Source organism: Nocardia sp. GTS18, assembly GCF_013839555.1.
Lineage (GTDB): Bacteria > Actinomycetota > Actinomycetes > Mycobacteriales > Mycobacteriaceae > Nocardia > Nocardia rosealba.
In genome coordinates this window covers 1-17572 of sequence record NZ_JACBIU010000031.1, presented here as the reverse complement: position 1 = coordinate 17572, position 17572 = coordinate 1, and the positions used below count along the sequence as shown (strand labels likewise).

Here is a 17572-nt window from a genome sequence, read left to right as displayed (position 1 = left end):
GCCCGGCATGTCGGACCGCGAGTGGGAGGCGACGAGGCCCCGTCTACGACCCCGCGCGCTCCTTGCGGGCCTGCCGCCGAGCCTCGCGCATCTCGTTGAGTTCCTGCTCCAGGCTCTCGGCGATACGGAACTGGCCGGTGTCGTAGATGCTGGTCGGCTCGATGGCCTCGTAGCCGAAGTTGGCTTCGGCAAAGGCCTTTTCGACTCGGGCCTCGATGTCGGAGATCGTGCTCTTGCGGGCGGCGGGGACCGAGTCGGTGGTCTTCACCTGCTCGACCGGCTTGGGCGCTTCCTTCACCGGCTCGGCGGCGGCGACGACGGTCTTCTTGGCCGTTGCCTTGTCACCCGAGGACGGCTTGCCGATGCCGAAACGCTTGCGCTTCTCGGCCGGCCTGCCGTTGGAGACCGGCTCGGACGGGGTCCAGGCGGGTTCGCGGGTGATCGGGGCGGTCACCGACGGCGCGGGCGGTGCCGACTCGATGCGGGTGCTTCCGGTCATCGGCGGGGTGTAGGTGAGGCGCACGCCGTCGACGGCCTGCCGGTTGAGGATGCTCTCGGCGGGGTCGGGCAGGTCCCTGACCTGGCTGGTCGCCCGGGTGATCGCCAGGCCGTACCTGGCACTCACCGCGTCGTGGATGAGCAGCGCGACGCCGATCATCACGGGCGCGACGGCGTGCACGGCGGCGTCGTACCAGCGGCCGTCACGCACATAGGGATAGGTGTTGAGCGTGACGGTGAGCGAGAGCAGCGCCATTTCGGCCAGCGCAACCTGGCGGCGGTTGTCGATGACACCCCACTCGGCCACCTTGTTGGTGCCGACCATGATGATGATCAGACACACGCTGATCATGGCCTCGAGCAGGTAACTGAACCAGAACAGCGGGTCGGTCGGCCCGCCGGGCGCGATGTTCTGCTGCACGTTCACCGCCGACCACAGCATGCCGGCGGCGACCACGCCCGCAAGGGCTTTCAGTGACCAGGACCGGTGCCGATACAGCGAGGCGAGTTTGGCGTGCGGGCTCGATTCGCGCCGCTGGGCGGCCATCGCCTTCCTGGCGAGCAGCAGATCTCGCATGTCGGCCTTCTCGATAGCTTCGGTGGTCTGCCTTGCACGGTCCGAGGCCTGCGCCATCGCCTGGGTGTGTTTCCAACGCTGCTCGCGATCCTGTTCGCGGATGCGTTCGGCGAGTTCACGTTCGGCGCGCAGTTCGTCCTCGGACAGGGCGTCGGTGAGCGCCGGGTCGAACTGGTAGGCGAGTCGTCCGCGCGCCCGTTCGACGCGCTGGGCGAGCTGGCTGACGTCGTCCTCGAGGGGCGATTCGCTGGTCATGCCAGACCACCGCCCCGGGATCGCGATGGCAGACAGGTGAGCACACGTGTGAACGGCACACGCCATTCTTAATGCATTCACCCTCCGGCGCGAAACCGATGCTCCCACACCACTGCCCAAATGCGGCGCGCCGCGAGCGACACGCGCATTTCACACCTGCGGCCGAAACAGCCCACTTTTCACTTCACTGCGGCTCAAATGTTGTCGAACACCGTTCGCCACCCCGACCGAAGCCGCTATTGTCACTCCGCCAATATTGGTACACACTGTATCCGTAACCACCGGTCACGCCTGAGGCCGGTGCTGTGCCGAGCCGTAATAAGGAGACTCGATGGCCGCCAATCGGTCCAGCTGGATGAACGAGGATCTGGACGCCCTGCGCGACCTCGCCCGCGCCTTCATGGCCAAGGAACTCGTCCCGAATATCGACAAGTACCGCGAGCAGCACCATGTGGATCGCGACCTGTGGAACAAGGCGGGCGAAGTAGGTCTGCTCTGTCTGTCGATCCCGGAGGAGTACGGCGGCGGTGGCGGCACCTTCGCCCACGAGGCGGTGCTGATGGAGGAGCAGGCGCGCGCCGTCGACACCTCCTGGGGCGTGAGCCTGCACAACGGCATCGTCGCCCACTACCTGCTCGCCTACGGCACCGAGGAGCAGAAGAAGCAGTGGCTGCCCAAGATGGCCTCCGGTGAGGTCGTCGGCGCCATCGCCATGACCGAGCCCGGCACCGGCTCCGACCTGCAGGCCGTGAAGGCCAAGGCGATCCGCGACGGCGACGAGTACGTGATCAACGGCTCCAAGACCTTCATCACCAACGGCGCCCAGGCCGACCTCATCATCCTGGTCGCCAAGACCGACCCCACCCAGGGCGCCTCCGGCGTCTCGCTGGTGCTGGTCGAGGCCGACCGCGAGGGCTTCCGTCGCGGCCGCGTGCTCGACAAGATCGGTCAGAAGGGCCAGGACACCTCCGAGCTGTTCTTCGAGGACGTGCGCGTCCCGGTGAGCAACCTGCTCGGCTCCCAGGAGGGCCAGGGCTTCGTCCAGCTGATGCAGCAGCTGCCCCAGGAGCGCCTGATCGTGGCCCACGGCGCGGTCGCGGGCATGGAGGTGGCGCTCGAGCACACGCTGCGCTACACCAAGGAGCGCGAGGCGTTCGGCCGCCCGGTGTTCGGTTTCCAGAACACCAAGTTCAAGCTGGCCGAGGTGGCCACCGAGGCCCGCATCGCGCGCGTGTTCATCGACGACTGCATCGAGAAGCACCTGCGCGGCGAGCTCGACATCCCCACCGTCGCGATGGCCAAGTGGTGGTGCACCGACAAGGCGATGCAGATCGCCGACACCTGCCTGCAGCTGTTCGGTGGCTACGGCTACATGAACGAGTACCCGATCGCGCGCATGTGGGTGGACAACCGCGTGCAGCTGATCTACGCGGGCACCAACGAGATCATGAAGGAGATCATCGCGCGCAGCCTGTAGGACCGCGGGCGGAACCGTCCGACCTATCCGTATCCGCAACCGGGACGAATGTTCTTCGGAAAGCGGTACGAACAGGACAAGGATGGTGCGGCGAAACGTGGACAGGGAACCGGGATTGCCTGCCCGCGCCGACATGATGCGTGCCGTGTGCGGGGTCGCCGGGTCCGCCGACCCCGTGCTCGCGGCCGCGCACGAACTGGCGGCCCTGCACGAACGCCGCGAACAGCTGGTGCCCGGCGACACCAGCGATATCGATTGGGAGCGCGCCCGGTTGGTCTGCGAGATCGACCGCTGGGTGCTGCTCCGCTCGCCGAAACCACCGACCACGGCGCCGATGCACACCGAGAGCATCGGCGCCGTTGTCGATCGCATGGCCCATTTCGCCGCGCTCACCTACCGGGCGCTGGCCTGCGGCGCCGAGGCCGATTTGCGCGCCGCCCAGCAGCGGCTGCACGAATTGGCCTGCGGCTACGACGATCTCGTCGCCGAGGTGGCCAACGGCACGCGCCGCCTGCCCGATGGCTCCGACGACGCCCCCGACAGCGGCCGCGACCAGGCCGACCAGCATCGGCCGGGCACCGAATAGCCTTCTTCAATACATTCGCAGCGCGACCAACCGCCAGGTGTCCTTGCCTGATTCGATCCGTCCGGCGATGGCGAGAGTGCGGTCGCCCCGCTGATACAGGGCGAACACTTCAGCTGCTCCAGGTTCCGCCGAGGTCTGACGTACACGAGTGAGATTGGCGGCGCCCAATCCCTTTCCGGGAACCAGATCCTGGGCGAGCATGGTGGCGACCGCCGACACCACCAGCGGATCGGCGAAGGGTCGCAGATGCGTCACCGACCGACGCCGATCGAGAACTTCGAGCACCCACCGCAGCACCTGCTCGGCGAATCGCATTGTGTCCGTGTGCGCTTCGGCGACCGGCGTCTGCGCCACACACGCACCGCGCACCGCGCGCCTGATCCCGGCGGGCGTCCCGTGCCCGGACCGCCGCGTGCGCGCCCGGGCAACCCGGTGCGGCACAACCGCTTCCGATCGCCCGCCGGGCTCCAAGCGCGGCTCACAATGCGGCGCGGGCAACAACGACGTTCCATCCATCGACCCAGACATGGGCTGTCCCCTCGAGTCCCGCCCACACACTCCCCAGTGATGGCGCACAGCATGCCACGACCCTCCGACAAGTGTGCGCGGAATCGACGCGGACAGGCTGGTCAGAACAGTGTCATCGGTTCCTCGGTACCGCCCGCGGGTTGCGGTGGCAGCTCGGGAATCACCGCGGCGACCTCGGCGTGGAACCGGCGGGCCAGGTCGCGGGCGGCTGCGTTGTCGGGTGTGTGCACGAAGACCGTCGGCGACCGGCCTTCCCGCAACCACTGCGCCACCGTCTCCACCCAGGGCTCCCACCCGGCTACCGTGCGCTCCTCGTCGGAGCGGCCGTGATAGCGCACGATCGGGTACTCGGTGAGCGCTCGGGTACGCCTGGGCACCCGAGGCTTCTTCGCCCGCGCCTCCGCCTCGGCCGGGTCCGCCGACGGCCCGTCGAACAGCACCGTCGTGTCGAAGGGGACCCATTCGGCACCGATCCGACCGAGCACCCGTTCCAGCTGCACGGCGGCGCGGTCGTCGGTGAAGAAGGCCGGGTGCCGCACCTCGACGGCGCAGCGCAGACCCGAGGGCAGCTCCCGCTGGAACCGGGCGAGCGCGCCGAGATCACCCGGACCGAACGACGCGGGCAGCTGCAGCCACAGCGCGTGCACCCGGGAACCGAGTGGCGCCATCACGTCCAGGAAGGCCGCGAGTTCGGCGCGCGCGTCGACGAGCCTTCGTTCGTGGGTGATCGCCCTCGGCGGTTTGAGGACGAACCGGAAGTCCGGCGCGGTCTGACGCGCCCAGGATTGCACCGTCGAGGCCGAGGGGGTCGCGTAGAAGGTCGTATTGCCCTCCACGGCGCCGCAGTGCGCGGCGTAGGAACGCAGCTTCTCGGCCGACGCGGGCCACTGCGGATGAGTCCACATCGCACACCCCACCCGCAGCTCACGCACTACCCGACCGTATTACAGCGAGCGCCCGTCCCTAAAATGAGACCGGTTGCCACCATTTCGCCCGTGCGCGTTTCCCCGGTGCGCGCACGACGGAAAGGGCCTGTGATGGCGATTCTCACCAGCGAGCGGCCCCGTGCCGTCCCGGCGACCCGCGCCTGGCAGGCGGTCTCGGCCGCCGTGGTGGCGATCGCCTGGGGCGGCAACGAGTTCACCCCGTTGCTGGTGATGTACAAGGGGCACGGACTGGCCGCCACGGCCGTCGATCTGCTGCTTTTCTACTACGTGCTCGGCATCGTGCCCGCCCTGCTCATCGGCGGTCCGCTGTCGGACCGCTTCGGCAGGCGCCCGCTCATGCTGCCCGCCCCGCTCATCGCCGCGGCCGGTTCGCTGTTGCTGGCGGCGGGGGCGTCGTCGGTGCCGATGCTCGCGGCCGGGCGGATGCTGTGCGGTGTCGCACTCGGGCTGGCGATGGCCGTCGGCGGCAGCTGGCTCAAGGAATTGTCCGGGCCAGGCGTCGGCGCCCGGCGCTCGGCGATGAGCCTGACCGCCGGTTTCGCCCTCGGCGCGGGTGTGGCGGGCGTGCTCGCACAGTGGGGCCCGCTGCCCGATTCCACCGCGTATCTGGTCAATGTGGCGCTGTGTGTCCTGGCCACGGCCTGGCTGGTGCGAGCACCGGAAACCGCGCGGCGACAGACACATCCGACCCGGCTGCTCCACGATCTGAAGATCCCCGCCGCAGGTCACCGCCGCTTCCTCCGGGTGGCGGTGCCCGTGGCCCTGTGGTTGTTCACCGCCAACGCCACCGCCTACGCCGTGCTGCCCACGCTCATGCTCGGGCAGGTCGGCGACGCCCCGATCGCGTTCTCCGCGCTGGTCACCATGGTCACGCTCGGTTGCGGTTTCACCATTCAGTCGGTCGCGCGCCGCATCGACCGGCCCGGCACCGCCCGCGCCGCGGTGCTCGCGCTCGTGCTGCTCACCGCCGGCATGCTGCTCGCCGCGTGGACCGCGTCGACCCTCACCATCGGCGCGACACTGCTCACCGCCGTCGTCCTCGGCAGCGGATACGGCATCGGCCTGGTCGCCGGCCTGCAGCAGATCGAGCGGATCGCGGGCCCCGGCGACCTGGCCGGGCTGAACGCGGTGTTCTATTCGGTGAGCTACCTCGGATTCGGTGTGCCCGCGATCCTGTCGGCACTGCACGGCAGCTTCGGCTTCGGTTATCCCGCCATGTATCTGGTGACCGCGGTGATCGCCGCGGGCTGCCTCGCGCTGGTCGCGGCCAACTATCGTGAACGAGTATGAGCACCGACCCGGTCGAAACCCTGCGCCGCTGGGCGGATTCGGGCGCGATCTGGCGGGTGCTCACCCGTCGCGCCGACAGCGTCACCATCGGCTTGTTCGAATGCACCGGCGGCCAGGAAGTCGACCGGTTCACCTCCACCGACCCCGCGCTGCTGCGGTTCCTCGGCGAACGGACGAGCAGCGATAGCTGACCGATACTCCCCGCCGGGCTAGGCTGGGTTCCGTTATCGCTTCACACCCCGTCGGCCGTCCCACGGCCGGATCGTCAAGTGAGGAGAGATCATGTCGGCACCTGCCAAGGGACTGGTCGCGGGAACCTGGGTCATCGACCCCGCCCATTCCAGCCTCGAATTCTCGGTTCGTCACCTCATGGTGAGCAAGGTGCGCGGCCGGTTCACCGACTTCTCCGGCACCCTCGTCGTCCACGACGACGGCACCGCCGACGCCGAAGCCGAGATCCAGGTCGCCTCACTCACCACCGACAATCCCCAGCGTGACGCCCACCTGGCCACCGCCGACTTCTTCGACGCCGCCAACTATCCGACGGCCACCTTCAAGGCCACCGGATTCAAGGCCCTGGGCACCGAATTCAGCGTCACCGGCGATTTCACCGTCCGTGGTACCACCCATCCGGTCACGCTCGAGGTGGAGTTCCTCGGCACCGGCCCCGGCATGGCCGATGCGCCGGTCGCCGGTTTCACCGCGACCGCCACCGTGAACCGCCGCGATTTCGGCCTCACCATCGACATGCCGATGGCCGACGGTGGCGCGGTGATCGGCGACAAGATCAACCTGACCCTCGACATCGAGGTCGGCCTGCAGAGCTGAGCGGAACCGGACCGAGGGAGGGGCAGATGATCCGACAACGTTGTTCGGCCGCGCTGGCCGCCGTGCTCGTGCTGCTGCTGGTCGCGGCCTGCGGCGGCTCGACCACCGACTCCGGGTCCTCGACCCAGGCCCCACCCGAGGCTGTCGTCTCGGTGTCGCCCGAGTCGGGCGCCACCGAGATCGACCCGCTGGCCCCGGTCCGGGTCAGCACCAGCGAAGGCACGCTCACCTCGGTCACGATGACCAATGAGCAGGGCAGCGAGGTCGAGGGCGTCTTCACCCCCGATCGCACCGCCTGGAAGCCGACCGAACCCCTCGGCTACGGCCGCACCTACACGATCACCGCCGCGACCGACCGCGGCACCGAGCCGACCACCTCGACGTTCACCACGCTCGCCCCCAACAACCAGACCAAGGTGTATTTCCGCACCACGGGCGGCACGGCCCTGTCACCACAGGGAACCTTCGGCGTCGGCACGGTTGTCGCGGCCCACTTCGACGAGAACGTGCCGGATCGGGCCACCGCCGAACGGCACCTGTCGGTCACCACCGACCCGCCCGTCACCGGCTCCTGGTACTGGCTCGACGACCGCAACGCCCACTGGCGCCCGCAGAACTACTACGAGCCGGGTACCCGCGTGACGCTCGCCGCCGATATCTACGGCAAGGACCTCGGCGGGGGGCTCTACGGCCAGGAGGACACCAAGACCAGCTTCACCATCGGCCCGTCCCACGTGTCGATCGTCGACGACACGACCAAACAGGTCCAGGTCTACGAGAACGGCACGCTGGTGCGCACCATGCCGACCTCGATGGGTCGCGGCGGCAGCGAACAAGTGGCGGGCAAAACCATCTCCTTCTGGACCCAGCCCGGTGTCTACACGGTGATGGACAAGGCCAATCCGGTCGTCATGGACTCCTCCACCTACGGCCTGCCCGTGAACTCGCGCCTCGGCTACAAGGAGACCATCGGCTGGGCGACCAGGATCAGCACCGACGGCATCTACCTGCATCAACTCGACGACACCATTTGGGCGCAGGGCAACACCAACGTCTCGCACGGCTGCCTCAACCTCAGCGGGGAGAACGCGCGCTGGTTCTACGAGTTCTCCCAGCCCGGTGATGTGGTGGAGATCCGCAATACCGGCGGCGCACCGCTCGAAGTGTGGCAGAACGGTGACTGGAGCGTGCCCTGGGACCAGTGGCTGGCGGGTAGTGCCCTGAGGTGAACCGGATCGATGAACCACCGGCGCCCTGGCCGCGCCGGCAGCCACCCAGGCGTATCGGCGCCCCACCCGTCCCCCGGTCGACCGGCCATGCCCGGCTCCGCCGCATCGGCTCGATCGTCACCAGGATGTTCGTCGCCGCCGCCGCGCTCGCGGTGCTGGCGGGTACGGGCCTCGCCTGGTCGGCGAAGAACGGTTTCGATGCCGGTTTCCTGCACTCCGACGCCCTCGGCGACGACGCGCCACGCTCGCTCGACGGCGCGGTCAACATCCTGCTGATCGGCCTGGACACCCGCAAAGACCTCGACGGCAAGGACCTGCCGAAAGCGATCCTCGACCAGCTGCACGCCGGTGACGGCAGCGAAGGTGGCTACAACGCCAATTCGCTGATCCTGCTGCACATTCCGGCCGATATGAGCAAGATCGTCGCCTTCTCCATCCCCCGCGACAACTATGTGGCGGTCACCGGCATCCCCGGCTACTCGCGCATCAAGATCAAAGAGGCATACGGCCTGAAAAAGGCTGTGGTGCAGGCGAAACTGATGGAGCAGGGCGTCGACGACCCCGTAGAACTCGAGCGCCGCAGCCGGGAGGCGGGCCGCGAATCCATCGTCACCACGGTACGCAACCTGGTCGGAGTGCCGATCGACCGGTTCGCCGAGATCTCGCTCGCCGGGTTCTACGACCTGGCCGACGCGGTGGGCGGCGTCGATGTGTGCCTGACCAACGCCGTCGACGACAGCGAGTTCTCCGGCGCGGTGTTCCCCGCGGGCCGTCAGCATCTCGACGCGTCCCAGGCCCTCGCGTTCGTGCGCCAGCGCCACGGTCTGCCCAACGGCGACCTCGACCGCACCCACCGCCAGCAGGCCTTCCTCACCTCGGTTGCCAAGTCGCTCAAGGACTCCGGCACCCTCACCGATCTGAGCAAGTTGTCGGCGCTGATGGATGCGGCCCACCGCGACGTCGTGCTGTCGCAGGACTGGGACCTGTTCGAGTTCGTCCGCGACCTCGGTGCGGCGGGCAGCATCCCGGTCGAGTTCCGCACCCTGCCGGTGTTGCGCTACGACGTGATCGACGGTCAGGACGTCAATATCGTCGACCCGGCCGCCATCAAACGCGAGGTACGCGCGGCTTTCGGCCAACAGGCCCCGACAACCACTGTGGCGGCGGCGAATCCCGATGCCGTGGTGGACGTGCACAATGTCGGCTCGACGACCGGGCAGGCCGCCCAGGTGTCGAAGATGCTGACCGCGCGCGGCTACGGCACGGGCGAGGTCGGCAGCGGTGACGGCAACGACGAGCCCTATTCGGCGGTCACCTACGCCCCCGGCGCCATCCACGACGCGCGCGCTGTCGCCGAAATCCTCGGTGGCCTACCGGTTTCCGCGTCGCCCTGGGTGGAGGACGGCCACGTGCGCGTCGTCCTCGGCGCCGACTTCACTCCCCCGGCCGAACTGAGCCCGACCACCACCACCCGCCCCGTCACCACGACCAGCAGCGTCGCCGGACAGCCCCTGCCGGACGCAGGCCAACCACTCACCACCAACATCGGCGACACGATCCCCTGCGTGAACTGAGCCGCTCCGCAGCCGACGACAAAACGGCCCGGCCACCGGTTTCCCGGCGGCCGGGCCGTTTTCGGTGACCTCAGTCGACCGGAGCGTCCGGATAGTCCTGCTGCCGGTAGCCCCCACGCAGCGTCCCGTCGAGGTAGGCCGCCCGGCACGCACGCCGGGCGATCTTGCCGCTCGAGGTCCGCGGAATCGAACCGGCAGGCACCAGCAGCACATCACGCACCGTCACACCGTGCCTGCGCGAGATCGCCGCGCGCACCGTTTCGATGATCGGCTGCGGATCGAGTTTCGCCGCCCCCGAACCTCTTTCAGCCACCAGGACCAACTGTTCGGCGATGTCGTCGGCATCGGCCACCCGCACCGGCGCGGGCAATTCTCCCGCCGGAACCGAGAACGCCGCGATGAAGCCCGGCCGCAGCGCGTTGCTCGCTTCCTGTGCCGAATACTCGAGGTCCTGCGGGTAGTGATTACGTCCGTCGACGATGACGAGGTCCTTCACCCGGCCGGTGATGAACAGTTCCCCGTCGTAGTAGGCACCGAAGTCGCCGGTGCGCATCCAGGTCGCGTCCTCCGGCGCGCCCTCGGCGCGGCTGCCGGTCGGATTGCGGGTCACCCGGTTGTGGAAGGTCTGCGCGGTCTCCTCCGGCCGCCCCCAGTAGCCGATGCCCATATTGTCGCCGTGCAACCAGATCTCGCCGACCTCACCGTCGCGCCGCTCGATGCCCGTCTCCGGATCGACGATCACGGCCCACTGAGACCTGGCGACATACCCGCACGACACCTGCGCCACCGCCTGCGCGGCGTGCTCGTCGACCTCGACCATGCGCCCGGCATTGAGCTTGCCCCGGTCCACATAGACCACCCGCGCCTCGTCCTCGCGGCGGGTGGCCGACACGAACAGCGTCGCCTCGGCCATCCCGTAGCAGGGTTTGATCGCGGTCTTGGACAGCCCGAACGGCGCGAACGCCTCGTTGAACTTGCGCATCGAGGCCACCGACACCGGTTCGCTGCCGTTGATGAGCCCGATCACGTTCGACAGGTCGAGCGTCTCGTCGCCCTTGGGCAACCCGCGCACCGCCGCGTGCTCGAACGCGAAGTTCGGTGCGGCCGAGTAGATCTCGGCCCCGTCGGCCTGGGCTGCGAGTTCCTTGATCCAGCGCGAGGGCCTGCGGACGAACGCGCTCGGCGACATGATGGTGATGAACTTGCCGCCGATGGTCGGCAGGATCACGGTGAGCAGCCCCATGTCGTGGAACAGCGGCAACCAGGTGACACCACGCGCGTTCTCGGTGATGCCGATGGCGTCGATCATCTGGAGCAGGTTGGTGCCGACCGAGCGGTGGGTGATCTCCACACCGGCGGGCACCCGGGTGGAGCCGGAGGTGTACTGCAGGTAGGCCACGCTGTCGATCGAGATGTCGGGCCTGCGCCAGCGCGATCCCACCGCGTCCGGGATCGCCTCCACCGCGATGATTCTCGGCCTGCGCGTGTTCGGCTGTTCGCGGAAGAAGTTGCGTACCCCCGCCGCCGAACCCGTGACGGTGAGCACCGCGGCCGGCTCGCAGTCACCGAGCACCGCGTGCAACCGATCGCTGTGCCCCTGCTCCTCTGGATCGAACAGCGGCACCGCGACATTGCCCGCGTACACCGCCGCGAACAGCGCCACCACGTAGTCGAGCCCCTGCGGCGCCAGGACCGCGACACGGTCGCCCGGCTCGGTGACCTGCTGCAAACGCGCCGCCACCGCCCGCAACCGCACCCCGAACTCACGCCAGGTGAGCTCCTGGTATTCGCCGTCGCGTTCGCGCGAGTAATCGATGAACCGGTAGGCCAGCTCGTCGCCGTTGGCCTCGCTGTGCTTGTCGACGAAATCGATGAGCGTCTGGTTACCGGGAATGCGGATGGCGCCCTGCTCGTCGAGGTAGTCGTCGAGTGTCTCGCCGATCATCAGAACCGCCCGAAGGCCAGGGCCACGTTGTGCCCGCCGAAGCCGAACGAGTTGTTCACCGCGTAGTCGATGCGGCCCGGCCGCGCCTGACCCGAGACCACGTCGAGGTCGATCGCGGGGTCCTGGTTCTCCAGGTTCAGCGTGGGCGGGACGATGCTGTCGCGCACGCTGAGCACGGTGATCACCGATTCCAGCGCACCCACCGCGCCGATCGAATGCCCGAGTGCCGACTTCGGCGCGTACACCGAGGCATGCGACCCGATGGCCTTGCCGATCGCGTTGGCCTCGGCGGTGTCGCCGATGGGGGTGGCGGTGGCGTGGGCGTTGATGTGGGTGACGTCGGTGCGGCTGATGCCGCCGGTCTGCATGGCCCGCGTCATCGCCCGAGCCGCACCGGTGCCGTCGGGGTCGGGCGCGACCAGGTGGAAGCCGTCGGAGGTGACTCCCGCACCGAGCAGGCGCGCGTGGATCGTCGCCCCGCGCGCCTTGGCATGGGCCTCGGTCTCGATCACCATCATCGCCCCGGCCTCACCGAAGACGAATCCGTCGCGGTCGACGTCGAACGGGCGCGAGGCGCCCTTGGGGTCGTGATTGCGGGTGCTCATGGCACGCATCTGGGTGAAGGCCGCGATCGGCACCGCCTGGATGCAGCCTTCCACCCCGCCGGTCACCACCATGTCGGCATCGCCCATCACGATCATCCGCCACGCGTTGGCGATGGCCTCCGAACCCGACGAACACGCCGAAACGGGCGTGGAAACGCCTGCGCGCGCGCCCAATTCGACGCCGACACACGCGGCGGCGCCGTTGGGCATCATGGCCGCGACGGTCTGCGGCGACACCTTCCGGTAGCCGCCGTTGGACAGCTTGTCCCGCGCGTACAGCAGGGATTCGGCGCCGCCGAGCCCGGTACCGATGGAGACGCCGAGCCGATCCAGGTCGACCTCGGGGCTACCCGCGTTGCGCCAGACCTCACGGCCGAGCGCCACGGCCATCTGCTCGACGTAGGACAACCGGCGCGCCTCCTCGCGGGTGAGCGAGGCCGCCGGCGACACCTTCAGGTGACCACCGATCCGCACCGGAAGGTCGAAGTCGTCGATGAAGGAGTCCTCCAGGACGTCGATCCCGCTCTCGCCGTTGAGCAGACCTTTCCAGGTCGAGTCGACGTCGCCCGCGATCGACGTGGTCGCCGCAAGGCTCGTGACCACGATGTCCGTCATAATTCTTCGCTCACTCTCTCTAGCTATGCCACGACTGAACGGGAACCGCTGATGGAGCTGAACTGGTGAAGCGTAGAGAATGGCACCGCGTTTCGCCAGGTGCCTTGTGCCGGGTCTATTCTCGGCGACGACCGGCAACATTACCGACTCTTGCTTTTCCCTGCAGCGAAAGGGCACGAGCGTGGCCAGGAACCTCACCCAGCTGGAACTGCTGATCGAATTGGAAGATGTTGCGGCGCGCAATGTCGATCGTCATCTATCGATGGCCAAGGACTGGCACCCGCACGACTACGTGCCGTGGGAGCAAGGCCGCAATTTCGCATCGATGGGCGGAATCGATTGGGCGCCCGAGCAATCCGCCCTGAACGAGGTCGCCAAGGCGGCGATGATCACCAACCTGCTCACCGAGGACAATCTGCCGTCCTATCACCGGGAGATCGCCGAGAACTTCTCCCAGGACGGCGCCTGGGGCACCTGGGTCGGTCGCTGGACCGCCGAGGAGAACCGGCACGGCATCGTGATGCGTGACTATTTGGTCGTAACGCGCGGTGTCGACCCGGTCGCGCTCGAGAACGCGCGGATGATCCACATGACCAACGGCTACTCGGCCATGTCGGTGGTCGACGAGAAGGCCGGCGCCTTCGATGTGCGCGACACTTCCGGCGCCGGCTTCCTGTACTCGGTGGCCTATGTGACCTTCCAGGAACTGGCCACCCGGGTGAGCCACCGCAACACCGGCCGTGCCTGCGACGATCCGATCGCCGACCGCATGCTCGCCCGCATCGCCGCCGACGAGAACCTGCACATGATCTTCTACCGCAACCTGTGCGCGGCCGCCCTCGATCTGGCACCCGACCAGACCATGGAGGCGATCGCGACCATCGTGGCCGGTTTCCAGATGCCGGGCGCCGGCATGCCCGGGTGGCGCCGCAACGGTGTGCTGATGGCCAAGCACGGCATCTACGATCTGCGCCAGCACCTCGAGGAAGTCCTGCTGCCGGTGCTGCGCAAATGGGACATCTTCGATCGCACCGATTTCGGTCCGCGAGGCGAGAAGGCGCGCGACGATCTGGCCGCCTTCCTCGACCGGTTGCGCCACGACGTGGTTCGCTTCGAGGAACAGCGCGATCGTTCACTCGCGCGCGCGAAGCAACGTCAGCTGGTCTGATCGAGCGCGGGCGGCGACCGGTGCACCTGTGGCCGGATCGCCGCTCGCGCATGGTGTTTGTTCCGGTACATCGCGGCGTCGGCGGCCTGGAGCAGTTCGTCGGCGGCGGCCGGTGGCTGTTCGAAGAACGCGGTGCCGATGCTCACGCCCACGGCGAGCATGTGCCCGTCCACCTCGAGCGGCGCCGACAATGCCGCCATCAGCTCGTCGGCCAGTTCGGTCAATGCCTGTTCACCCGAACACTTTTCGACGAGCACGAGGAATTCGTCGCCACCGATCCGCGCGGGCAGCGCCGAGCGGGGGCCGAGGGTGTCGCGAAGGCGGTCGCCGACCACCCGCAGCACCCGGTCACCGATGGTGTGGCCCCACAGGTCGTTGATCTCCTTGAAGCCGTCGAGATCCAGATAGCACACGCCGACCGGCGGTTCGGCACCCGCGAGCCGGCTGAACAGGTGCGACCGGTTCGGCAGGCCGGTCAGCGCGTCGTGGTTGGCGTCGTGCCACAGCCGGTCGGCCAGCTGCTTGCGCTCGGTGACGTCGACCGCGACACCGACCAGGAACCGGATCGCACCCTCGGCGTCACGAACCGCCGACATCGACAGGTCGATCGAGGTGACCCGCCCGTCGTCGCGAACGTGTTCGGTCTCGGTCCGGAAGCTCTCCGACTCCCCCGCGACCATTCGCTGCAGTTCGACGAAGGCATCGTTGAGGTTCGCCGGGCCGAGGATGTCGGCGACGGTGCGCCCGACCATGGACTCGGGGGTCTGCCCCAGCATTTGGGCCAGGGTCAGGTTGCAGTTCACCACGCTGCCGGTCATGTCGACGGTGCCGATGCCGACCAGCGCACCGTCGAATACGGCCTCGAAACGGGCCTCCGACAGGGCCCGCCGGTCCTCTGCCTCCTGCGCGGCCGAGAGCACCGCGGCCAGCGTCTGTTCCTGTTCGGCCAGTGCCGCCGCCCGCAGCGCGGCGGTGAAACCGGCCGCGAAGTCACCCGCCAAAGCGACTGCGCGGCTACGGATTTCGGGGAGCGCCGGGTCGTCGGAGCCGGCGGCGGCGTGCTCGACGAGGTCGGTGCACAGCACCGGAACCGTGCGGCTCACCGCGGCCGGGTCGCGGTAGTTCACCGCGACAAGCATGCGCGCCGCCTGCCGGGCGACATCGGGGTCCTCACCACCGCGCGCGGCATCGATGAGACCCGTGCACAGGGCGGCGAGCATGTCCTCGATCTGGGAGCGGGTGAGGGTGGGAGCGACAACACCGTCGAGCGCGTCAGCCCACCGCTGCGCCAGCTCCCATGACCCCACCGTTCATCCGCCCCTGTCGTCGTCTCTCGCACCGCCGTGACGACGGGCTCAGCCCTTGCGCGCGACCCCACCGAGACCGAGCGAACGCCCGGGCTTCTCGTGCTGATCTCGCTCCGACTCAGGTCGCCACGCCGGCAGTTCCACCACGCCCGGCGACTCCAGATCCCAACCATCGAACATGGCGACGATCGCGTCCTTGGGCCGGAAATGGATACCGACCCGGTTCTCGTTCGCCGCGTTGGCGCTCAGTTTACCCGCGTCCTCCGGCCGCAATTCCGAGGTCAGATGGGAGATGGCGACGAGACTGCCCGGTGCGACCACCTCCCGCAGCGCGCTCACCTTCCCCGCCGGATCGTCGTCGTCGGACACCAGATGCAGCACCGCGATCAGCAGCAGCCCGACCGGCTCCGCGAAGTCGATCAGCCCGGTCTCCCGGACGGCGGCCAGCAGGTCGTCGGTCTTGCGCAGGTCGGCCTCGATCGCGCCCGCCCGCTCGTTCCCGTGCAGGATCGTGCGCGAATGCATGACGGCCACCGGGTCGATGTCGACGTAGAGCACGCGCGCCTGCGGGTCGAGTTCGTGCACGATCTCGTGCACATTGCCCGCGGTGGGGATGCCGGAACCGATATCGAGGAACTGACGGATGCCCGCATCGAGCATGAACCGGACGGCCCGCCGCAGGAACGCACGGTTGCTCAGCGCCAGGCGCGGCAGATCCGGCACGAGCTTGGTTCCCATTTCGGCAGCCATCCGGTCGACCGCGAAATTGTGCGAGCCACCGAGTAGTGCGTCGTACATCCGAGCCGGGCTCGGTTGCTGCATATCGACACCGTCCGGTGCCCAGGCAGGCCTGTCCATCGCCGATCAACCCCTGTCTTTCCGCGCCGCGCGCCGGCGGCATTCGATGATCGTAAACTCCGGCACCGACATCGGCGCGGTTCGGTTCACTTGCCGGCACCGTACGGTTGCGCCCACAGCGGCGCCACGTCCGGCGTCATCGTCGCGACGACCGGCACCCCGGCTGCCAGAAAGTTCTCCAGCGCCCGGCGCATGTGGTCGGCCGAGGTGATGAGCACCGCCTTGTGCACGCCGAGTGCAGCCATGAGCTGCGCCGAGAATTTCGCGTTCTGCACGGTGGAACCGGCTTCGGTTTCGGCGTGCAGCCGGTGCTTTGCCACGCCGCGTACATGCAGCCAGTCGGCCATCACCTGCGCCTCGGTGACACCGTTGCGCGGATTGCCACCGGTGACGATCACCGGCGAGGCGGGTGACATATAGGCCTGGACCAGCGCGGCGTGCAGCCGGTTGCTCAGTTCGGCACGCATGGTGCCGTCGGGTTGCAGGCCGTAGCCGAGTACGACGATCGCCGTCTCGGGGCCGTAGGTTTCGGGCAGATCGATTCCCGCCACTCCCGCAAGGGAATTCGCGGCGCCGAGCATATCGGCGGTGACCCGGTCGGTGATGCCAGCGAGCGGGTCGGGTTCGGGTTCGGCGGCTACCGGTGCGGCGGTGAGAACCGCCCCGATGAGGGCGGCGGGAAGCACCAGTGCGGCAGCGCCGCGACGAAGAACTTGATGAGCGAGCCGGTCCATGCGACAACCTCCAGAGCGACGTCGCATAATGGTCGCGCACCGGGGCGCCAGGCACAGAGGTTTTTGAAATGTTGCCGATTCGCTTCTGAATCCGCTCCGTGGGACGAAACAGGCCCCCCGGTTCTTGGCCGAAGGACCTGCGGTACCTAGGTCAGAACGGCTGGCCGGAGAGCGAGCCGAGGATCAGGATCGGCAGGGCGATCGCCGAGAACAACGCGGAGCGGAGCGGATCGCCGGCCAAGTAGCCCTCGCGCAGCCAAGAAAGAGCGTCAGTAGAACCCATGAACATTCCCTTGTTCGAACGGCTCGAAATCGGTCACCCGGTGAATCGTGTCCTCGCCGCGAGACGTTACCGAGACTCATGACATGCATTCTCAGGAGAACGCAAAAAGGCCCTCCAGCATGGCTGGAGGGCCTTTTCGTGAATGATTGTCCGGCGGTGTCCTACTCTCCCACACCCTGTCGAGTGCAGTACCATCGGCGCAGGTGGCCTTAGCTTCCGGGTTCGGAATGGGACCGGGCGTTTCCCCACCGCTATAACCGCCGTAACA

At 68.1% G+C, this 17572-nt stretch carries 17 protein-coding genes and 1 rRNA gene; 8 read left to right on the top strand and 10 right to left on the bottom strand.

The genetic code is table 11. The features are described 5' to 3' along the window. Nucleotides 1-43: 43 nt before the first annotated feature. A complete protein-coding gene (locus tag HYG95_RS20425; RefSeq protein WP_181700093.1) occupies nucleotides 44-1330 on the bottom strand; it encodes a hypothetical protein in 1287 nt (428 codons plus the stop codon). A 331-nt stretch (nucleotides 1331-1661) separates the two neighbouring features. Between HYG95_RS20425 and HYG95_RS20420 the strand changes: the two genes are divergently transcribed. Continuing rightward, nucleotides 1662-2807: an acyl-CoA dehydrogenase family protein gene (locus tag HYG95_RS20420; protein WP_181700091.1), complete on the top strand. Its 1146-nt coding sequence runs from the start codon at nucleotides 1662-1664 to the stop codon at nucleotides 2805-2807. Between the two features lie 97 nt (nucleotides 2808-2904). Then, nucleotides 2905-3393 carry a DUF4254 domain-containing protein gene (locus HYG95_RS20415; protein WP_181700089.1) on the top strand — a complete coding sequence of 163 codons (489 nt, stop codon included), beginning with the start codon at nucleotides 2905-2907 and terminating at the stop codon, nucleotides 3391-3393. A 6-nt stretch (nucleotides 3394-3399) separates the two neighbouring features. On the opposite strand, the gene HYG95_RS25215 is transcribed toward HYG95_RS20415, so the two are convergent. Both HYG95_RS25215 and HYG95_RS20405 read right to left on the bottom strand, forming a co-directional pair. Then, complete coding sequence (locus HYG95_RS25215; protein ID WP_067496918.1) at nucleotides 3400-3708, bottom strand: Rv3235 family protein; 309 nt, start codon at nucleotides 3706-3708, stop codon at nucleotides 3400-3402. A 314-nt stretch (nucleotides 3709-4022) separates the two neighbouring features. Continuing rightward, on the bottom strand, nucleotides 4023-4853 hold the full coding sequence (locus HYG95_RS20405; protein ID WP_370465856.1) for a DUF72 domain-containing protein: 831 nt from the start codon (nucleotides 4851-4853) through the stop codon (nucleotides 4023-4025). A gap of 105 nt (nucleotides 4854-4958) precedes the next feature. Between HYG95_RS20405 and HYG95_RS20400 the strand changes: the two genes are divergently transcribed. The 5 genes from HYG95_RS20400 to HYG95_RS20380 all read left to right on the top strand — a co-directional run bounded on the left by HYG95_RS20400 (nucleotide 4959) and on the right by HYG95_RS20380 (nucleotide 9789). Continuing rightward, nucleotides 4959-6158 carry an MFS transporter gene (locus HYG95_RS20400; protein WP_181700087.1) on the top strand — a complete coding sequence of 400 codons (1200 nt, stop codon included), beginning with the start codon at nucleotides 4959-4961 and terminating at the stop codon, nucleotides 6156-6158. Continuing rightward, nucleotides 6155-6349, top strand: a complete 195-nt coding sequence (locus tag HYG95_RS20395) for a hypothetical protein (protein ID WP_181700085.1) — start codon at nucleotides 6155-6157, stop codon at nucleotides 6347-6349. Before HYG95_RS20400 ends, HYG95_RS20395 begins: the two co-directional genes overlap by 4 nt. A 91-nt stretch (nucleotides 6350-6440) precedes the next feature. Then, on the top strand, nucleotides 6441-6986 hold the full coding sequence (locus HYG95_RS20390; protein ID WP_181700082.1) for a YceI family protein: 546 nt from the start codon (nucleotides 6441-6443) through the stop codon (nucleotides 6984-6986). 26 nt (nucleotides 6987-7012) lie between these two features. After that, a complete protein-coding gene (locus HYG95_RS20385) occupies nucleotides 7013-8215 on the top strand; it encodes an Ig-like domain-containing protein (RefSeq protein WP_181700080.1) in 1203 nt (400 codons plus the stop codon). Nucleotides 8216-8340: 125 nt separating this feature from the next. Then, nucleotides 8341-9789, top strand: coding sequence for an LCP family protein (locus HYG95_RS20380; protein ID WP_181700157.1), 1449 nt, complete (start codon nucleotides 8341-8343; stop codon nucleotides 9787-9789). 70 nt (nucleotides 9790-9859) lie between these two features. Here HYG95_RS20380 and fadD32 read toward each other — a convergent pair whose 3' ends face one another. Together fadD32 and HYG95_RS20370 are read right to left on the bottom strand one after the other, a co-directional pair. Continuing rightward, a complete protein-coding gene (gene fadD32, locus HYG95_RS20375) occupies nucleotides 9860-11734 on the bottom strand; it encodes a long-chain-fatty-acid--AMP ligase FadD32 (protein ID WP_181700078.1) in 1875 nt (624 codons plus the stop codon). Continuing rightward, entirely contained in the window at nucleotides 11734-12954 is a 1221-nt protein-coding gene (locus HYG95_RS20370) for a KasA/KasB family beta-ketoacyl-ACP synthase (protein ID WP_181700076.1), read from the bottom strand. The genes fadD32 and HYG95_RS20370 overlap by 1 nt, the downstream gene beginning before the upstream one ends. A gap of 181 nt (nucleotides 12955-13135) precedes the next feature. Here HYG95_RS20370 and HYG95_RS20365 point away from each other — a divergent pair, with 181 nt between their 5' ends. After that, complete coding sequence (locus HYG95_RS20365; protein ID WP_181700074.1) at nucleotides 13136-14122, top strand: acyl-ACP desaturase; 987 nt, start codon at nucleotides 13136-13138, stop codon at nucleotides 14120-14122. Here HYG95_RS20365 and HYG95_RS20360 read toward each other — a convergent pair. The 5 genes from HYG95_RS20360 to rrf form a co-directional block, all read right to left on the bottom strand. Then, the gene (locus HYG95_RS20360) at nucleotides 14110-15429 is read right to left on the bottom strand and encodes a sensor domain-containing diguanylate cyclase (protein ID WP_181700073.1); all 1320 of its coding nucleotides are present in this window, start codon (nucleotides 15427-15429) and stop codon (nucleotides 14110-14112) included. The two genes, HYG95_RS20365 and HYG95_RS20360, sit on opposite strands and share 13 nt — an antisense overlap. A gap of 48 nt (nucleotides 15430-15477) precedes the next feature. After that, nucleotides 15478-16287, bottom strand: a complete 810-nt coding sequence (locus HYG95_RS20355; RefSeq protein WP_181700071.1) for an SAM-dependent methyltransferase — start codon at nucleotides 16285-16287, stop codon at nucleotides 15478-15480. An 86-nt stretch (nucleotides 16288-16373) separates the two neighbouring features. After that, entirely contained in the window at nucleotides 16374-17021 is a 648-nt protein-coding gene (locus tag HYG95_RS20350) for a YdcF family protein (RefSeq protein ID WP_181700069.1), read from the bottom strand. Between the two features lie 151 nt (nucleotides 17022-17172). Beyond that, complete coding sequence (locus HYG95_RS24930) at nucleotides 17173-17304, bottom strand: hypothetical protein (RefSeq protein ID WP_255495570.1); 132 nt, start codon at nucleotides 17302-17304, stop codon at nucleotides 17173-17175. A gap of 148 nt (nucleotides 17305-17452) precedes the next feature. Continuing rightward, a 5S ribosomal RNA gene (rrf, locus tag HYG95_RS20345) occupies nucleotides 17453-17569 on the bottom strand. Nucleotides 17570-17572: the final 3 nt, after the last annotated feature.